10 protein-coding genes, 1 tRNA gene and 1 pseudogene are annotated in these 16931 nt (G+C 55.9%); 6 read left to right on the top strand and 6 right to left on the bottom strand.

Annotation, left to right across the window (positions count from 1 at the left end):
- Positions 1–781, bottom strand: a pseudogene (locus ACTG3X_RS14130) (hypothetical protein); the annotation flags it as partial.
- A 172-nt stretch (positions 782–953) separates the two neighbouring features.
- On the opposite strand from ACTG3X_RS14130, the gene ACTG3X_RS14125 reads away from it, so the two are divergent.
- Positions 954–2105 carry a glycosyltransferase family 4 protein gene (locus ACTG3X_RS14125; RefSeq protein ID WP_439111921.1) on the top strand — a complete coding sequence of 384 codons (1152 nt, stop codon included), beginning with the start codon at positions 954–956 and terminating at the stop codon, positions 2103–2105.
- Positions 2106–2112: 7 nt separating this feature from the next.
- Here the strand turns inward: ACTG3X_RS14125 and ACTG3X_RS14120 are convergent, their stop codons facing one another.
- Positions 2113–2799, bottom strand: coding sequence for a sugar transferase (locus ACTG3X_RS14120; protein WP_439111920.1), 687 nt, complete (start codon positions 2797–2799; stop codon positions 2113–2115).
- A gap of 1036 nt (positions 2800–3835) precedes the next feature.
- On the opposite strand from ACTG3X_RS14120, the gene ACTG3X_RS14115 reads away from it, so the two are divergent.
- From ACTG3X_RS14115 to ACTG3X_RS14095, 5 genes are all read left to right on the top strand, one after another.
- Entirely contained in the window at positions 3836–6667 is a 2832-nt protein-coding gene (locus ACTG3X_RS14115; protein ID WP_439111919.1) for a molybdopterin-dependent oxidoreductase, read from the top strand.
- Complete coding sequence (locus tag ACTG3X_RS14110; RefSeq protein WP_439111918.1) at positions 6667–7500, top strand: alpha/beta fold hydrolase; 834 nt, start codon at positions 6667–6669, stop codon at positions 7498–7500. Before ACTG3X_RS14115 ends, ACTG3X_RS14110 begins: the two co-directional genes overlap by 1 nt.
- A complete protein-coding gene (locus tag ACTG3X_RS14105; protein ID WP_439111917.1) occupies positions 7497–8228 on the top strand; it encodes a 4Fe-4S dicluster domain-containing protein in 732 nt (243 codons plus the stop codon). Before ACTG3X_RS14110 ends, ACTG3X_RS14105 begins: the two co-directional genes overlap by 4 nt.
- Entirely contained in the window at positions 8228–9097 is an 870-nt protein-coding gene (locus tag ACTG3X_RS14100) for a dimethyl sulfoxide reductase anchor subunit family protein (RefSeq protein ID WP_439111916.1), read from the top strand. Before ACTG3X_RS14105 ends, ACTG3X_RS14100 begins: the two co-directional genes overlap by 1 nt.
- A gap of 70 nt (positions 9098–9167) precedes the next feature.
- Positions 9168–11117: a 3-hydroxyacyl-CoA dehydrogenase NAD-binding domain-containing protein gene (locus ACTG3X_RS14095; protein ID WP_439111915.1), complete on the top strand. Its 1950-nt coding sequence runs from the start codon at positions 9168–9170 to the stop codon at positions 11115–11117.
- Here the strand turns inward: ACTG3X_RS14095 and ACTG3X_RS14090 are convergent.
- From ACTG3X_RS14090 to ychF, 4 genes are all read right to left on the bottom strand, one after another.
- A complete protein-coding gene (locus ACTG3X_RS14090) occupies positions 11114–14128 on the bottom strand; it encodes an aminotransferase class III-fold pyridoxal phosphate-dependent enzyme (RefSeq protein WP_439111922.1) in 3015 nt (1004 codons plus the stop codon). The genes ACTG3X_RS14095 and ACTG3X_RS14090 overlap by 4 nt on opposite strands.
- Before the next feature lie 725 nt (positions 14129–14853).
- Positions 14854–14943: transfer RNA gene (locus ACTG3X_RS14085), tRNA-Ser, on the bottom strand.
- A 217-nt stretch (positions 14944–15160) separates the two neighbouring features.
- Positions 15161–15406 (bottom strand): helix-turn-helix domain-containing protein, encoded by a 246-nt coding sequence (locus ACTG3X_RS14080; protein ID WP_439111914.1) that lies wholly within the window; start codon positions 15404–15406, stop codon positions 15161–15163.
- 352 nt (positions 15407–15758) lie between these two features.
- Positions 15759–16856: a redox-regulated ATPase YchF gene (gene ychF, locus ACTG3X_RS14075; protein ID WP_439111913.1), complete on the bottom strand. Its 1098-nt coding sequence runs from the start codon at positions 16854–16856 to the stop codon at positions 15759–15761.
- Positions 16857–16931 lie beyond the last annotated feature (75 nt).

Here is a 16931-nt window from a genome sequence, read left to right as displayed (position 1 = left end):
CGTAGGCGATAGACGCAACCGACTTACACAAGATCATGATCACCGCAAAATAGGCGCTGACCCCGCCATACCAGAGTTTGGATTTGCCCTTTGAATGCCGAAACAGCGCAACCGCACAGCCCAACATCATCATCGCAAAGAGGGCCACCCAAAGGCCGTGATAGAGAAACACAATAGGGCGAAAGCCACCAAAGCGGATGAGCTGGTCAAAGCTATGCTGGTAGTAGCCCCATATCCAGAGGTTAAGCTGCGGACTCAGGCGGATTTCGGTCAGCATCAATACAGAGTAAACCAGCCCAAGTGCCACAAAGGCAAAGAGGATATCTCTCTGGTCTTTCTCTGTGCGCAAAAAGCTGTAGGCCATGATAAACGGCATGAGGATCATACATTGCTGCACCATGAGCGCGAGGCCTTCCACGATCCTGAGCCCTGGCAGTCCGACCTGACCAAAAAAGATCGGCTCATCATTGGTGAGCACTGTCGCCATGGGCGTTATCACAAATAAGATCATGAGCCCTTTGGCCACATTGGACTTTGGCAGGTACACAAGCCCCTTGCCATGCATGAAAAAGCAAAAGGCAAAAGCCGCCATAGCTGCGATCGAGTCTTTGTCAAATGGTGGCAGAGCAGGAAAGTCAAACAGCGCAGGTGGTGGCGGCAAAAAGAGATAAGCAGACAAAAGCGACCACAGCACAGCCCGTCCGACTGGCAGCTTGTAAAACAAGACCAGCGAAACCAGCGGCCAGCTTGCAAGCGCAAGTAAGGCGAGTGCGTTTGGCATTAACTCTCTTCGTCCCTGTTGCGCCCCAACCCAGACTGGCACCTTCTAGCAACGAAACAAATGTTTGTCGCTTATTTCTTCTCATTTGCCCCATTATCGCCGACAATCCTGCGCATTCTGGCCCACTGGTTCGACTATCAGGTCAACAAGAGCATTTGCAGGACATGAACTCATGAAAATCGCCTACCTCTGCGATATCAGCCCAGAGCACATCCAGCCCTATTCAGGCGGAAATGCGCGAATCTATCAGGCGCTGAAAGATCATGTGGGGGAGGTTGATATCCTGCCACAAACTTGGGGAGCCGCAGAGCCTGTGCGCCGCGCGATCTACGCTTTGCCTGATGGCATGAACCTAAGGGTGAGATGGCGCATGCATCTTCTGCTCTCAAAGATCATCGCGCGTTCCGTTACTCAAGCGCTTGCGGCCAAACACTATGACGTGGTGTTTGGGGCTTATTCGTTCCAGTCTCTGGCAGGGCTGAAAACGCCCTACCCGATGCTCAAAGCCTTCACCGCCGATGCCAGCTTTACGGTCTACAAACGCTCTGAAGTGGGGCAGAGCTTCGGCTCATCGTGGGCGTCACGCAAACTCCTTGATCCCCTGACCTTGCGAGCAGAACGCAAGATCTACAGAAACCTTGATCTGGCGCTCTGGCCTTCAGACTGGCTCAAGCAAGAAGCCGACACGCTCTATGGGCTAAGCCCTGCGCAAAGTGCCGTTGTGCCTTGGGGGGCCAACATCGAAACCCCTCCGCCCGAACACACACCGCTTGCAATATCGCGCGGCGCAGCTGTTTCGCTTTTGGTTGTCGGACGCGACTGGTTTTCCAAGGGAGGGCCAATCGCCTTTGAGACAATGCAGCTTTTGCGGGCCAAAGGCCTTGATGCACGGCTCACGGTCATTGGGACAACACCCCCGTCCTTTCATACAAACGCATACGTGACAGTTCTGTCCTCGCTGAACAAAGCCGTTCCAGAAGAGAAGGCACAGTTTGAAGCTGCGTTTCGTGCCGCACATTTTTTAGTGCAGCCGAGCTTTGAGAGCTGGGGCTTTGCCTTTTGTGAGGCCGCGGCCTATGGCCTGCCCTCGCTCTGCATGGCAGTGGGCGGCGTGCCCGTACGCAACGGCGTGAGTGGTCATGCACTTGCTCAGGGCGCTAGCGCGCCAGACTATGCCGCTTTAATCGAAGACTATATCGACGCGCCTGAGCGCTACGCAAATTTGCGCCGATCTTCTCGAAACGACTTTGAAACCCGTCTCAACTGGGACGCTTGGGGTCAAACGGTGGAAAAGCTGTTTACGTCGCGATTGAAGAGCATCTGAGCAAAGCTCAGTAGCCTGTCCCGCTCACCACAACACGCAGCGTTCCCAAAATCACTTTTACATCTGTACCAAACGACAGGTCTTTAAAATACGCCGTATCGTATTGGGCGCGCTGGGAAAAGCTGGTCTCGTTGCGCTCAGAAATCTGCCAGTAGCCTGTGATCCCTGGGCGCATTTCGTAATACGCGCGGCCCGGGTAAATGCTATCCTGACCGACCATCATGGGACGTGGCCCGACAATAGACATGTGACCCAAAAGTACGTTCAACAATTGAGGCAGCTCATCTAGCGACGATTTGCGCAAAATTTTACCGAAAAGGGTTATGCGAGGGTCATTCTTGAGCTTTTGGGTATCATCCCATTCCGCGCGTGCCTCAGGGTTGCGGGCGAGATAAGCCTCGAGAATTTGATCTGCATCCGCAACCATGGTGCGCAATTTGAACATGCGAAAGTGACGACCATTTTTGCCAATACGTTTCTGAGTATAAATCGGTGCACATCCATCAAGGGCGATCAGCGCCATCAATGGCAGCAAAACAAGAACAGTTGGCACAAGAGCGATGACAACAAGAGCAATGTCCAGGGCGCGTTTCCCGTAGCGGCTGTAAAGACCGGAAACTTGATCAACGGGATATGCGTCAAGCAGCCTGCGCAGCTCTGTCATATCAAGTCGGCTTGAAACACGTTCGTTCATCTCGTTACCAATCTACCTTTCGCAAACGCGCGAAAGATTACTCACTAAATGTCACTGCCAAGAAAAACACGTTGGGCACACCGGAGACACTGTCTCCCTAAGGTGGCTCACCGCACTGCTCTTTTGGCTTCATACGGCGCGAACTTGGCAGCTTTGCCCGCGTCAAAAGCCAGAACTATACGCGCCGATCCCCCTAGCGCTTCCCCTCCAAAGCAAACTTAAACCGCTTTGATGTGGAGCCTTTTCGTATGCCCGTTGCAGGCTCTGAGTCAATTCCTGTTAAATTTTACAAAACTCTTAAATGTCCCGCGCACGGCGGGGCGATAATTTTTTTGTTGGGGAATATTTCAGATTTTAACCAAAGCGCGATCCCAGTTTGCTTTCGCATCGCAACCAACTGGGCTTCGCGCCAACCACTTAAACAACCGTGTTGCGATATCTTTTGATAAACTCAGAAACAGAAACAGTCCAAGGGGAATTTCGGCACAACCACGTCAAAAAAGATAATAGGAGCATTATTTAGGCAAAAAAATACCTTTTATGCCGATATACAAACAACTCACCCAGAGACTTACGCCCAATACCTCTCTTAAACTTTTGTATACTCTTTGCGCAAAAGGGAATCCCGCACCTGTTTTTATGCGGCTTGCCACGAGCACAAAATTAACCAAAAACTTTCAGCCCATTGTTTTGAAAGCGGAAACACAGTTTTTCGCAGCGCCCTTCGAGGAAAGCTCCGGCTTCGCCCCTCACCACTCATTCGCAGGACCTCTTAAATCAACGATTCGCCAACAAGCCCCTCATCAGCGCGTCTCGCCCGCGCCGCAAAAGAACGGCTGCATCTAAGTCCAGTTGAGTTACGCAGGTCAGGCCAGTCATCAGCACTAGCGTGGGTAAGCCAATGTTTTCTTTGACCCAAACAATCGCCCATCACCCAAGCGGCAGCCATTTCCCTTTGACGCGCCGCTGTGGCTCGGTCATCTTGAAAAGACCCTAGGCCGTGCAAACCGCGGACAACAGAAAAGACGAAAGAGCCATGGCCATCACATCTGACAAGGCGCCAGCGCGCCCCTCTCCCCACGTGTCTGACGAAATCCGCAAAACCACCTGTTATATGTGTGCCTGCCGCTGCGGCATCGATGTCCATATGCAAGACGGCAAGGTGAAGTACATTGAGGGCAACAAAGATCACCCCGTTAACAAGGGTGTTCTTTGCGCCAAAGGCTCTGCGGGCATCATGCAGCATTACGCGCCCTCGCGCCTGCGCGCACCGATGAAGCGCGTTGGCCCACGTGGCTCGGGCCAGTTTGAAGAGATCAGCTGGGATGAAGCCTACTCGCTGGCCGAAAGCTGGCTGCGCCCCCTTCGTGAAAACGCGCCTGAAAAGCTCGCCTTCTTTACAGGACGAGACCAGTCACAAAGCTTCACATCGCTCTGGGCGCAAGCCTTTGGAACACCCAACTATGCCGCCCACGGTGGCTTTTGCTCTGTGAACATGGCTGCGGCTGGCATCTATACAATGGGCGGCGCTTTCTGGGAGTTCGGCCAGCCCGACTGGGACCGCACCAAGATGTTCATGATCTTTGGTGTAGCCGAAGACCACGACAGCAACCCCATCAAGATCGGCATTGGCAAGCTCAAAGCGCGCGGCGCGCGGATTGTTGGCGTGAACCCTGTGCGCTCTGGCTATAACGCTGTGGCCGATGACTGGGTCGGAATAACCCCCGGGACAGACGGCCTCTTTATCATGGCGATGATCCACGAATTGCTCAAAGCGGGTCAGATCGATCTCAATTACCTCACCCGCTACACCAACGCAGGCTTTCTTGTGAACTGTGCCGAAAACGGGCCGAACAAAGGCCTCTTCTTGCGCGCTGAAAACGGCAAGGCTCAGGTTATGGATCGCGCCACGGGCAAGACGGCGGACTATGACGCCAAAGGCGTTAGCCCAAAGCTGACAGGCCAGACACGTATTGCTGGCGAGACCTATCGCCCCGCCTTTGAGCTGCTGGCTGAACAATATATGAGCGACACCTACGCGCCCGAGGCTGTTGCCGAGCGCTGCGGCATCCCTGCGCCTCGTATCAAAGCACTTGCCGCGGACCTCGCGCGCGTGGCGTTTGAAGAAGAAATCGTGATCGACCAACCATGGACCGACTGGAAGGGCGAGAAGCACGCGCAAATGATCGGCCGCCCCGTAAGCTTCCATGCCATGCGGGGTATCTCGGCGCACTCCAATGGCTTCCAGACCTGCCGCGCGCTGCATATTCTGCAAATCCTGCTCGGCTCTGTCGAAGTCCCGGGCGGCTTCCGCTTTAAGCCGCCCTACCCCAAGCCACCCGAGGCCCACCCCAAGCCACACGCTGGCTATAAGGCTGGGCAGCCGCTAGACGGCCCACATCTTGGCTATCCAATGGGACCAGAGCATTTGCTCATTGATGAGGATGGCCAGCCCAAGCGTATTGATAAAGCCTTCTCTTGGGAAAATCCGCTGAGTGCGCACGGCCTCATGCATATGGTGATATCCAACGCGCACGCAGGCGTGCCGTACAAGATCGACACACTGTTTATGTATATGGCCAATATGGCCTGGAACTCCTCGATGAACACATCCTCGGTGATAGACATGCTCACCGACACAGATAAAAGCGGAGACTATGTCATCCCGCACATCATCTACTCCGATGCCTACAGCTCAGAAACAGTGGCTTACGCCGACCTCATCTTGCCAGATACAACCTATCTGGAGCGTCACGACTGTATCAGCCTGCTCGACCGCCCGATTTGTGAGGCAGACGCCGCAGCCGATGCGATCCGCTGGCCTGTGGTGGAGCCTGACCGCAACGTAAAAGGTTTTCAGTCGGCACTCTGTGACCTTGGCGCGCGGCTCGGCTTGCCCGGTTTTGTAAATGACGACGGAAGCCAGAAATACGCCGATTATGCCGACTATATCGTCAGCCACGAGCGCCGTGCTGGCGTTGGCCCCTTGGCAGGCTTTCGAGGCACAGACGGAAACGAGGAAGGCCGAGGGGCGCCAAACACCGCGCAGCTGGAGCAATACATCGCCAACGGAGGCTTCTGGATCAGCCATTTGCCTGAGGACGCGCAGTTTTATAAGCCGTGGAACCAAGCCTATCAGGACTGGGCCGTCAAGATCGGCCTCTTTGATGCGCCCCAACCCTATGTCTTTAATCTCTACCTTGAGCCGATGCGAAAAATGCAACTGGCCGCCGAAGGCTATGGCGAGCGACAGCCGCCAGATCATTTGCGTGCGCGCATGATCGAGACAATGACACCTCTGCCCCACTGGTATGCGCCCTTTGAAGAAACTCAGATTGCCGAGGAGGAGTACCCACTCCATGCCCTTACCCAGCGCCCCATGCATATGTATCACTCATGGGGCAGCCAGAATGCATGGCTCCGCCAGATCACTGGCGTGAACAAAATGTTCATTCCGGGCGCACTGTGGGAAGAACACGGCTTTGAAGAAGGCGACTGGGCTTATGTGACCTCTCCCCATGCCCGCATCAAAGTGCCGGTCGCGCGGATGGATGGGGTGAACGGCAAGACCATCTGGACGTGGAACGCCATCGGCAAAAAGCGCGGCGCTTGGGCTTTGAGCGAAGATGCACAGGAGGCCACGCAGGGCTTCTTGCTCAACCATCTCATCAACGAGCTTTTGCCACCCAAGGGCGACGGCCTCCGCTGGGCCAACTCAGACCCGATCACAGGCCAAGCAGCATGGTTTGATTTGCGCGTCCGGCTTGAGAAAGCCCCGAAAGGCGGGCCAAGCGAGCCAGCCCTCCCCGCTCAAGACAGCCCTGTCGGCCAAGGGCCCAAAAACGTCAGCTACGGAGAAGACTTCTGATGCGCACCCACAGTGTAACCGGTGGTGGCGGGCTCAAGCTTCACGTCACCGACCACGGCCCGCAGGAGGCACCTGCGCTCCTGTTCATCCATGGCTGGGCGCAGCACTCAATTTGCTGGGAGGCGCAGGCACCCTTGGCCGAGCGCTTTCGTGTCGTTGCGCTTGATCTGCGCGGGCACGGCAGCTCTGACGCCCCGCAAGACCCCGCGGCCTATAGTGATACAAGGCTCTGGGGCGAAGATATTCACGCCGTGATCACTGAGCTGGGACTAGAAAAAACCATACTTATAGGATGGTCATATGGGGCACGCGTCATCGCCTCCTATCTTGCGGCCTATGGTCAAGAGGCGCTGGCTGGCATTGTAGCCGTCGGGGGCGTGCTTGCCATTGGAGACGCCCGGGAGCCTTGGATGATGGGAGAAGGAAGCCCTGCTCTCAACAAAGACCTTTATACCACCGATCAGGCCCGCCGCCTGAGAGCAACTGCGAAATTCGTGCATGACTGTACCCATCAGCCCTTGCCGCGCCAAACCTATGGCACACTCGTTGGCGCGAACATGCTGGTCAGCCCGCTGGTGCGCCGCGCGCTGTTTGCAGGCACGCTTGACTGCCGCCCGATCTGGAACACGTTCACAAAGCCTGCCTGTGTCATTCATGGCGCGAACGACACCATCGTCGTCCCTGGTGTAGGCAAGGCCGCCGCAGAGGCGCTGCCCAATAGCACCTTGTCGCTCTGGGATGAAACGGGCCACGCGCCCTTCGCAGAACACCCCGAGCGCTTTAACACCGAGCTGGCCCTGTTTGCCGCTCAAGCCTGTCAGGAGGCCGCATGACCACCCTGCCGCAAACAACCGAGAAAAAACTCGGTCTCGTCATTGATCTCGACACATGCGTTGGCTGTCAGGCCTGCGTTGTGTCTTGCAAAGAGTGGAACACGTCAAACTACGGCGCGCCACTCTCTGATATTGACGCCTATGGCGCCGAGCCACATGGCACCTTCCTCAACCGTGTGCACAGCTTTGAAGCACAGCCTGAAACGGGCTGTTCCCAAACCGTGCATTTCCCTAAATCCTGCCTGCATTGCGATGACGCGCCCTGCGTGACGGTTTGCCCGACAGGTGCAAGCTATAAACGCGAGGAAGACGGGATCGTTCTCGTGAACGAGGCCGATTGCATGGGCTGTGGCCTCTGCGCTTGGGCTTGCCCCTACGGCGCACGTGAGCTTGACGAAATTTTCGGTGTCATGAAAAAATGTACCCTCTGCGTAGACCGTATCTATAACGAGAACATCCCCGAAGAAGACCGCGTCCCATCTTGCGTGCGAACCTGCCCCTCGAATGCCCGCCACTTTGGTGACCTGGGCGACCCTGAGAGCGATGTATCAAAGCTCGTTGCCGCGCGTGACGGCATGGACCTTATGCCAGAACTGGGCACAAAGCCCGTGAACAAATATCTGCCGCCACGGCTGAAAGACCAGCCCTCCGAGGCCACACTAAAGCCCGAACATACTGATGCCAAAGGCCTGTTCGCATGGCTTGATAAAGCGCTGGAGAAACTCTGATGCACCCCGCTCCCTCCGTTATCGCCTTCACAACACTTTCGGGCCTCGGCTTTGGCCTGCTTGCCTTTCTCGGCCTTGGATTGCCTCCCGTGTCTGGCTGGGTGGCATTCGTCTTTTTTGCGCTGGCCTATACACTTGCCGTCGGCGGGCTTCTGGCCTCTGTTGCACATTTGGCCAACCCCAAGAATGCCGTAAAAGCCTTCAGCCAATGGCGCTCAAGCTGGCTCTCGCGAGAAGGTATCGCAGCCGTGGCGGCGCTCCTCACAATGGCAGTCTTTGCCGTCGCACTGATCTTCTTTGACCTGCGCCTGCGCTTTCTGGGCCTCTTCGGCGCTCTGCTTTGCCTGGGCACTGTGTTTACCACATCTATGATTTACACACAGCTCAAGACAGTGCCACGCTGGAACATGTGGACAACACCACCTGTCTTTATGATGCACGCTTTGGGCGGTGGCGCATTGCTTGCGGGCCAAACACGGCTTGCTGCGGTTTTGCTTGTCATTCTCGGCGCACTTATGGTCTGGGCCTGGATCAAGGGCGATGAAAAGGGGCGCGCAGGATCCACACTGGAAACAGCGACAGGCCTTGGCCGTATCGGTAAAGTGCGTCTGCTAGAGCCACCCCACTCAGGCGAAAACTATCTACTCAAGGAAATGGCCTATCAGGTTGGTCGCAAACACGCGGTTAAACTGAGGATCTTTGCCCTTGGCCTTGGGGTTGTATTGCCTGTGCTTTTGATGCTCGCCCTACCCGTCACTCACTTTATCGGCTTTGTGGCTGTGCTGTCGCATCTTGTGGGGATCGCTGCGGGGCGTTGGCTCTTTTTTGCCGAAGCTGAGCACGTGCAGGCGCTCTACTACGGCAAATAACCGACCGTGCGGTTGACTTTTTAAGCGCTGCGGGACAGGGTCGCGCAAGCTGTGAAAGAGGAGCGCCCATATGTCAGTTGTCACCACACAAATGCATGGCGATATCGCCGTTGTCACTATCGACAACCCACCTGTGAACGCCGCGTCTCAGGCTGTGCGCCAAGGACTTTTGGCTGCGTTGCAAGCCACCGAGAAAAGCCAGCCAGCCGCCGTTGTCCTCATCTGCAGCGGTCGCAGCTTTGTTGCCGGAGCGGACATCCGCGAGTTTGACAAACCTTTCCTTGAGCCGATGTTGCCAGACCTGCTGAACGCAATCGAGGCCGCCACAAGACCATGGATCGCCGCGATCCATGGCACCGCTCTGGGCGGCGGATGTGAGCTTGCGCTAGCCTGCTCACACCGCTTGGGGCTATCCACCGCCAAGATCGGTCTGCCGGAAGTCAACCTTGGCCTGATCCCAGGAGCCGGAGGCACAGTACGCCTGCCACGCCTGATTGACCCGCTGGAAGCTGCGCGCCTTGCGGTTACAGGCAAGCCCATCGGGGCCGCAGAGGCTCACAAGCTCGGCCTCTTTGATGCTGTCACCGAAGACGACTTGCTCACAGCCGCACTCACCATGGCCCGAGACGCCGCCAGCCAGCCGCGGCCAAAGCCGCTGCTGAGCCGTGAGGCGCCCGCCGTTGCAGCAGAGACATGGAACACCGCCATTGCCAAACTGACGTCAAAAGCGCGAGGGCAACATTCCCCTCATGAAGCCGCGGCCTCTGTGCGCGACGCGCTCGACCATGATGGCATCACAGCCTTGGGTCTTGAGCGTGAGCGTTTCATGCGCCTCAAAGGCTCGTCCCAGTCTGCTGCACTGCGCTACATCTTCTTTGCCGAGCGGACGGTTGGGAAAACGCCGCGCACAAAAGGTATCACGCCACGCCCCACTGCCAATATTGGCGTGGTTGGCGGTGGCACCATGGGGGCAGGCATCGCCGCAGCAGCGCTTTTGGCGGGGCTCACCGTACACATGGTGGAACGTGACCTAGACGCAGCCAACGCAGGAGCCGCCCGCGTTGAGGGGATTATTGGTGGCTCGCTGAAGCGAGGCCTCATTTCGCAGACCAGACACGACACCTTGCTTCAGAACTTCACCACGGCAAGCACCTATGCCAGCCTCGCCACAGCGGATTTGGTGATCGAGGCTGTGTTTGAAGACATGGACGTCAAAAAACAGGTCTTTGCCGCTCTTGAGGCCGCCTGCAAGCCAGAGGCCGTCCTCGCAACAAACACATCCTACCTTGACGTAAACGAAATTGCAGCGAGCGTAAAAGACCCTTCCCGCGTGGTTGGTCTTCACTTCTTCTCCCCTGCCCACATCATGAAGCTACTCGAAATCGTTGTTCCTGAGACTGTGGCAGATGATGTGCTGGCAACCGCGCTTCAGCTGGCCAAATCACTGGGCAAGCTGCCTGTTCTGGCGGGCGTATGCGATGGCTTCATCGCCAACCGCATCATGTCATCTTACCGCCGCGAGGCTGATTACCTCTTGGAAGACGGTGCCTTGCCCCATGAAGTTGATACCGCAATGCGCGACTTCGGCATGCCGATGGGTATTTTTGAAATGCAGGATCTTGCAGGTCTTGATATCGGCTGGGCTGCACGCAAGCGCCGCGCCACAGCTCGCCCCGCAAGCGAGCGCTATGTCGACATTCCAGATCGCATCTGTGAGCAAGGCAACTTTGGCCGCAAAACAGGCCGCGGCTGGTATCTCTACGGAGAAGATGGGACGCCACAGCGCAACCCTGAGGTGGAAGCGTTGATCCTGGCTGAAAGTGCGCGCAAAAACATCACGCGGCAGAGCTTTGGCGCCGAGGCCATTATGGCGCGTATCCTTGGCTGCATGCAAAGCGAGGGCGCAGCCATCCTTACGGAAGGCATCGCCGCAAGCCGTGAAGACATAGACGTGACCATGGTCAACGCCTTTGGCTTCCCACGCTGGAAAGGCGGGCCAATGTTCTTGCGCGACGCTTAAGCGCGCAGGCAGTCAACTTCGCGCAAAACATCAGCCAGTTTGGCAAGGATCATATCAACCCCCTCTGCATCAATTGTCAGCGGGGGGCGGATCTTTAGCACGTTATCATATGGCCCTTCACAGCCTAGCAGTATGCGATGGGCGCGCATCCTGTTTTTCACATAGTCGGCGACCTCAGTTGCAGGGCGGCGCGTCTGTCGGTCAGTGACCAGATCAACCCCGATAAAAAGCCCATAGCCGCGCACATCCCCAACCACTTCATGATGGCACTGCAACTCGCGCAGCCCGTCAAGCAGACGCTTGCCCATGGCTGAGGCATTTTCCATCAGCCTCTCTTCATCCACAATATCGAGCAGTTCATGGCCAATACGACAAGACAGCGTTGAGCCACCAAACGTGGTGAAATACTCGGGGCCTTCGGCAAAGGCTTCTGAAATGGCCCGGGTTGTAACAACCACACCAATCGGATGGCCGTTGCCAATCGGCTTGCCTAGCACGACGATATCAGGCGTCACTTGCTGCTCTTCAAAGCCGAAATAATACGCTCCCAAGCGGCCAAGCCCTGTCTGAACCTCATCAGCAATACAGACGCCACCCGCCGCACGGATCCGGGCATAAACGCCCGCCAAGTAGCCCTTTGGAGGAATGATCTGCCCTCCAACGCTGGGGAACGTCTCCGCAATAAAGCCCGCAAGCTTGCCGCCCCGCTCAGAAACGCGGGCGATCGCCTCATCGACCTGAGCTGCATATTTTTCAGCACACAAGGGGTCCTCGCGGCGGTAGCGGCCGTTGTAGTCATCCGCCACATCAACCAGTTGCACCCAATCGGGCTGCCCGACACCACCTTTGGCATTAAACTTGTAGGCAGAGATATCAACCGCACCAGTGGTGTTGCCATGATAGCCGTGATCAGGCGTGATCATATCACGCCCACCACTGGCCGCGCGGGCCAGCCTGAGCGCAAGTTCGTTGGCCTCTGATCCTGAATTTACCAAATAGCAAACATCCAGACCCGAAGGCATTTTTGATACGATCTTTTCAGCAAAAGCGACCTGTGCGGGATGAAGGTAGCGCGTGTTGGAGTTCATCCGTTTGAGCTGATCAGCCGCGACCGCCTGAATGCGCGGATGTGCATGACCCACGTGAGGCACGTTGTTATAAGCGTCCAGAAAGGGGCGTCCCCAAGCATCAAACAAATGGTGCTTCCAACCGCGCAGAAACATCACTGGTTCAGCATAGCTCAACTTGAGATTGCGGGCAAAATGCGCCTTGCGCCCCTGCAAAACGGGCTCTTGCGCGAGCGTGACATACCCTGTCTTCTCATCAGGCAGGTTGAGCAGAGCAGCTGGGTTGGGGCAGATAGCCCCCCAGAGATACATCTCGTCTGGATCCGCGACACCCGGCCAATCTGTTCCCATCCCCTCAGTGGTCAAAGCCAACTGGAAGTGCACATGAGGTGCCCAGCCGCCAGACTGGGTTTGATCCCCCAGACGGGCCAAAAGCGCGCCTTTGGCAACAGTATCGCCAACCTTGAGGCGCGTGCAGACCTCTGGATTGAGGTGGCCATAGAGTGTGAAGAAGGGATCACCATCAGGCGTGACATGCTGCAGGATCACCACCCCCCCATAATCAAGATGCGCGGTGCGGTTCTCAACCACATGCACCACACCTTCAAGCGGCGCAAAAATCTCCGTCTGGGCGTGAGTAAAGCCATCCACCGCAATATGGACCGTCCGACGGTTGGATGCCTTCCACGGCCCTCGCCGAAAGAACGGCGCGGTATAGATCAGACGCGGCTCGTTGTAATACCCCAGCCAAATACGCCCATTGTCATCATATTCCTCGCCAATCACAGCAGCTTCCGCGAGCGGCAAATCAAACGGATTTTCAGGGCTGGCGGAGTTTTCGACGGAAAGAGACCCCATAGGTGCATCGCTAAGGTCTTGTGCAAAGAGCGGTGCAAAGCTTCCGCGCGCAGCATCAAGCCACGCCAGAACACGGGGCGCAGCATCCGTCACAGGAAGCCCGCAAGCCGCACGCAGCCGCGCGCGGATCAACCCTTCGTCTTCATAACTGCCTTCAAGAAACGCCCAGGCAGGCTTTTGTGAAATAACAACATAAGGATCATCTGGGTTTTCATCAGCCATCATGGCCGAGTTGACCACACTCACCGCAAGGCGCATCCGAAGCAAAGGCCAAATCAGATCAAGCTCTTGGGACGTCAAAGGGTTAGAGCTGTGGTAAGCTGAAACGACGCTGCCCAAAGCTTGCTCCGGCGCCTCATGGCCCAAGACCATATACGCGCAAGCAATCGCCAGATTGCAGACACGCGGGCTCGCGCAGATATCGCCCAAATCAATGACCCCAGTCACATGCGGCGCTTGCGTGAGCGAACCACTCACTAAAACATTGTAATCATTCACATCATTATGGATAGCCACCAGAGGGAGCTGGGCCAAGGAGGGCATGATCCTGTCATATTGAGCAATGATGTCCCGCAAAATGGCGCAGCGCTCGGGCGAAAACCGTGACTCGAACGCGTCTCTTATCCAACCGGCCTGCATCAGGTTCCATTTGAACTCCCGCTCCAAAGCAGGATGGTGAAAGTCTGCAAGCGCGGCATCCATGCTCCCCAAAATCTGCCCGACTTGGTGAAGAAGCTCCATCGATTTAGGCAGCATCTCGGCAAAGACACGTCCCTCCAGCTTCTCAAGCACCCAGACAAGGCGCAGCGTTCCAGCCCCATCCACAACTGAGATAAACTGATCTCCAGCCAGGCTGCGAACAACTGGGGGCACAGGTACATCAGGCGCGTGGCGCTTGATGTGCTCAAAGGCACGACACTGCAGATCAACAAAAGCTTCAGAGCTCTCTGCGCGCATCACTTTCAAAACGTAATCATCATCGCCTTGCGCCAAATAATTAAGATCGTATTCGCCATCAAGCGGCGTAAGCGTGGCGTCAATGCCCCAATATTCCTGAAGTATCTGTTGCCAATGCGCGCTCATTATAACGGGCTCCTCCGCAGAATTAAGCCCAGCCACCTGCCAAGCCACCGCTGGAAACACTAGGCGGCCTAACATCTGGACGCCACCAAAACTTCAAAACCATCTCTGCCTCCAATGCCCCGCAAAGACAGACTGAGGGTGGAGCGATCACCCAAGACAACCATTCGTGACAAACCACAGAAAAACAGGTCAAAACTGGATTGAAATTCACAATGTCCCAATGAGTTGGAGACGGAAGAGACCAGAGCTGCATTCCCAAACAAAAAGCATCTTAATGCGCTCCCCAGATCCTGCTAAGCCAAAAGAAAACCTCTCATCACCACATGCAGAACCCACCTATGGTATAGGTCCGAAAACCTGAGAAAAGTACTTCAGCCCCAAACTAAGCGGTTTTACTTACCCCAAATCCGATGCACACACGCAACCAGCAGACTGGGATGTGAGACAGAAAATGCCCCCCAAACTTAAGACAATTTCTGACAAGACAATCATCATTACTTGTGCGGCTTGCAAGCACACGGTTGCGCATGAAGTTGCCAATCTCCTACTTGTGGTCGATGGAGAGACAACCACGCATGACATCCGAACTCGTGCGACCTGTCCCAAGTGCCTATGCGTCGGGAACAACACATACAGGCTCGCCCCAGAACCGGGCCCGAGCGACAAACCATCAAATATTTATTTTAAATCATAGCCGAAAGGCCGGTTCTTACACACCACACTGAATGTGGCGGAGACGAAGGGATTCGAACCCTCGAGACCCTTCCGGGCCTACTCCCTTAGCAGGGGAGCGCCTTCGACCACTCGGCCACGTCTCCGCCGACGGGTATAGCCGCGCGTGGATCAGGTTTACAAGGGCAAATTTCAATCAATTTCACACAGCCTAATTTTCCGCCTAAACCATTCATATAGCTTAGCAAAATTGAATGCATGTCGTGTTATAGTGAAGAAGGGCCGACCACCCCCATCACCAAATTCGGCGCCCGCGAGGGAAATGCCGCGCAGGTGTTCGCCCCACGCAAGGCATGAGCCACATCACAACTTGCGAAGTGCCGCAACCATGGCAACAGGGTCTGTCGCGATGAGCGCCAATAGCTTCAGCGCTGGCCCGCCAGGTTTGCGCGCACCGCGCTCCCAAGCGCTATAGCCATAGTCTCCCATGCCCAAAAGCTCAGCCATCTCTTCTTGTGAAAGCCCTGCCGCCTCGCGCAGACTTTGTGGCTCAAGGTCGGGGTGGGTCGCGGGGCTGCCTGTTAGAGGGCTACGGTCTTGCTTGGTCATTTTGATGTCCTGCTCTGAATTGGCCGTGTTCCGAAGCGGCGGTTTGAACGCTCGGACACAACCGAGCAGTCACTCACGCGGGCGGAACGTAAAAATTTCAAAAGAGGAAGCACCGCGCAAATGGTGACAGCGGACCCCCGCCATCACTTGAAAAAACATTTGCTTACAGTGCTTGTTTCATGTGGTGAGCCTAACAGACATACACAAAAAACTCAAACAGGCCTGCCTGCCTACGTTGCGCATATGCACCACGTAGACAAACCAGATGATTTAAACAGCAGATGAAGAGCATGGGCAATCTGCCACGCTACCCAGGCACAGCACCGCCCTCCCTTGAGCCGGTCAATAAGACTTACTTGTTGAACAGGAAGTGCAGTACGTCGCCGTCTTTCACAACATATGACTTACCTTCAGCGCGCATCTTGCCGGCCTCTTTGGCGCCCTGCTCACCGTTGCTGGCCACAAAGTCGTCAAAAGCAATCGTTTCGGCGCGAATGAAACCTTTTTCAAAGTCACCATGGATAACGCCGGCCGCTTGGGGTGCGCCTGTACCTTCACGAATGGTCCAGGCGCGGGCTTCTTTCGGCCCGACTGTGAAATAGGTTTCCAGATGCAAAAGGTCATACCCCGCCCGAATAAGGCGGTCGAGCCCTGCCTCGGCGAGCCCCATTTCGTCGAGAAACATCTCTGCTTCGTCGTCTTCCAGCTTGCTGATCTCTTCTTCGATTTGGGCGGAGATAATCACATGGCCCGCGCCCTGCGCCGCGGCCATAGCCGCCACCGCTTCAGAGTGAGCATTGCCTGTTGCGGCGCTGCCTTCATCCACATTGCAGACATAAAGAATTTTCTTGGATGTGAGGAGCTGCAAGCCCTTCCATGCCTTTGCATCATCAGGATCTATCTCGACAAGACGCGCGGGTTTGCCCTCTTCCAGCATTGCCTGCGCCTCCGCCAGCAAACGGTCTTGCTGCACAGCTTCTTTGTCATTGCCTTTGAGCTTGCGCACAAGACCAGCCCGGCGCTTTTCAACACTTTCAAGATCGGCCAGCATAAGCTCCGTCTCGATGACTTCGGCGTCTTCAACAGGGTTCACGCGCCCTTCCACGTGGGTCACGTCACCATCTTCAAAGCACCGCAAGACATGGGCGATAGCATCAACCTCACGGATATTGGCCAGGAACTGGTTGCCCAGACCCTCCCCCTTGCTCGCGCCTTTGACAAGGCCCGCAATATCCACAAATGTCATACGCGCTGGAATAATCGCTTTTGAGCCTGCGATGTCTGCCAGCGTGTAAAGCCGCCGGTCAGGCACATTGACCTCACCCACATTGGGCTCGATCGTACAAAACGGAAAGTTAGCCGCCTGCGCCGCAGCCGTTTTTGTCAGCGCATTAAACAACGTTGATTTACCCACATTCGGCAAACCGACAATTCCCATCTTAAAGCCCATGGCTCTACTCCATCCTAAATTTGAGCGCTTGATAGGCTTATCAAGCGCGCCCTGCAAGCATATGACGTCTAGGGC

Source organism: Lentibacter sp. (assembly GCF_965658795.1).
Classification (GTDB): domain Bacteria; phylum Pseudomonadota; class Alphaproteobacteria; order Rhodobacterales; family Rhodobacteraceae; genus Lentibacter.
This window is presented reverse-complemented; position numbering and strand designations above follow the sequence as displayed.

Coding starts and splice junctions, on each gene's coding strand:
- ychF (WP_439111913.1), bottom strand. CDS start 16,856: ATGGGCTTTAAGATGGGAATTGTCGGTTTGCCGAATGTGGGTAAATCA.
- ACTG3X_RS14095 (WP_439111915.1), top strand. CDS start 9,168: ATGTCAGTTGTCACCACACAAATGCATGGCGATATCGCCGTTGTCACT.
- ACTG3X_RS14110 (WP_439111918.1), top strand. CDS start 6,667: ATGCGCACCCACAGTGTAACCGGTGGTGGCGGGCTCAAGCTTCACGTC.
- ACTG3X_RS14105 (WP_439111917.1), top strand. CDS start 7,497: ATGACCACCCTGCCGCAAACAACCGAGAAAAAACTCGGTCTCGTCATT.
- ACTG3X_RS14115 (WP_439111919.1), top strand. CDS start 3,836: ATGGCCATCACATCTGACAAGGCGCCAGCGCGCCCCTCTCCCCACGTG.
- ACTG3X_RS14120 (WP_439111920.1), bottom strand. CDS start 2,799: ATGAACGAACGTGTTTCAAGCCGACTTGATATGACAGAGCTGCGCAGG.
- ACTG3X_RS14125 (WP_439111921.1), top strand. CDS start 954: ATGAAAATCGCCTACCTCTGCGATATCAGCCCAGAGCACATCCAGCCC.
- ACTG3X_RS14100 (WP_439111916.1), top strand. CDS start 8,228: ATGCACCCCGCTCCCTCCGTTATCGCCTTCACAACACTTTCGGGCCTC.
- ACTG3X_RS14080 (WP_439111914.1), bottom strand. CDS start 15,406: ATGACCAAGCAAGACCGTAGCCCTCTAACAGGCAGCCCCGCGACCCAC.